1 protein-coding gene is annotated in these 1827 nt (G+C 49.0%); it reads right to left on the bottom strand.

Annotated features, from left to right (window positions below):
• Nucleotides 1-1465 (bottom strand): hemoblobin-interacting domain-containing protein (locus AC6I6H_RS22405; protein ID WP_497956824.1); only part of this gene is annotated, 1465 nt, incomplete at its 3' end.
• Nucleotides 1466-1827: the final 362 nt, after the last annotated feature.

Raw genomic sequence — 1827 nt, 5'->3', positions numbered from 1 at the left:
GCGTAGCCGTATTATTGGCGGTGGTGTCGGCATTCAATACGGGCGGGGTAAGTCCCGCCGGCAGAACTGTTTGGGTGACCGTGGCATCAACGTAATTCGTTGCTCTGACTACAATGGTGTGAGTGCCTTCCAACAGTTTGCCGGCCGGAAAAGTTATTGTCCCCTCAGCGATGGTAAGATCCGATAACAAAACCGGCGTTCCATTAACAGTAATGGAGGTGATTTTCCCCCTCCAGCGCTCATTATCCGAAAATGAAAGCACAATGGCTTGATTCTCCTTGTTTTCTGAAGTATCCGCCGTTAAAGTGGGGGCAGAAGTAAGACTGGCATAACGGAATAGCTTCAACTCATCTTGTTCATTTTTGAAGACAACATACGGAATGGTAAAAGAGGAGGTGTCAACAGCGAGAGAGTAATCCGGAAGCCCCGGGCTGATTTGTCCCGAAGGGATGTTGCCTTGCTGAATCCAACGTCCGAGCTCACTTCCAGAAGACATCGCATACTTTTTAACAATAATTTGATTGGTTCCCGACTCAACAAATGCCAAAAAAGGTTCGGCGTTTTTGGGATCGCCAAACATTGGCCTAGATGCCTGGGAGTCATGAACAGTCAGCACATTATTGTAGGCAGTCCAATTTCCATAAAAGTTACTGACACGAACTTGTCCCTCCAAATCGGTGTAGGCAAGGACCGGTCGATTCGGATATTCAATGTCTAATGGACCGATGGCGGTTTCAGGTACCCCGAACGGAGTCCATTCTCCATTCGCATTATCATAGGAAAGCGCCTGGCTTCCGGTTGGTGTCTCAATTGTTATGTAAGGTTCGTCATAGAAGCTTAAGGCGATGTCATGGCGGTAAGCATCGGCGTCTCCAATGCCGGACGGGCTGCCGATCGGATTCCATTCACTATCCACCATCTTGCTTACGATGGTCTTGTTGTCGAATGCAGAGTCGCTATAGATCACATACAAGCTGCTCGATACATTGGTGTCAGAGCTATATACCTTAATAGCGCTAGCAGAGCCCGTGCTGAAGCCGGGTGCTCCAACCGTCTGCCAGCCTTCCGCCGTAAGTGTTTTTACCGTCAGTTTCCCGTCATTGTTGGAATCGGAATAAGCGGCATAGACGGAGGACCTATTGATGTAAAAAGAAAAATCGCCGACAGCACCGTCCGACACTGTGGAATTCCCGGCTAAAGACCACGACAAGCCGTTTTTGTCCATCCTCATGACGGTAGCCTTATTCCCATTCTCCCGGTCGATGTAAGCCAGATAGAGATAGGGATCGGCGACAAAAAGCTCCAATTGCTCCGGGTTGATGCTAAGCCCGTTTGTCGTAACGGGATACCAGTTTGCCACTGTGGCTGCATTCGCTTTACTTGCTCCGACAATCGGCAGGGAAGTCGCGCCTGCGAAGGTTAGCAAGAATACGAGAAGCAGCAATAAGCCTTTTTTGCGTTTCATGCGTGTGTTCCTCCTTTTATGTAGATCTCTATCATTTTACAATAGCGCTCTGAACAAACTCTGAACAAGGAGAGTGGGCAGTTATGGTATTAATTGAAGATGGAACCTACGGTAGGATAAGAAAAAAAGGCGAGAGAAACCCGGGACGTATCGAGTAACTCCTTAAGAGCAACATGGTAAAAAAAGACGAACCCCTTCCAGCTTAATCGGAAGGGGTTCGTTCGTTGTGGAACAAGGAGCGGAAAATTGCCGCTGTTTATTCAGCGAGCGTTTCGGTTCCGTCTGTGGCTTGCGTGTAGATGTGATCGACGGAAGCCTCCATGATGTCGCCATAAGCCCAATGGGTCGCGGCGACATCCGGC

This window comes from Gorillibacterium sp. sgz306347 (assembly GCF_059735245.1).
Note: the sequence above shows the minus strand (reverse complement) of the source record. Positions and strands in the feature narration are given on the sequence as shown.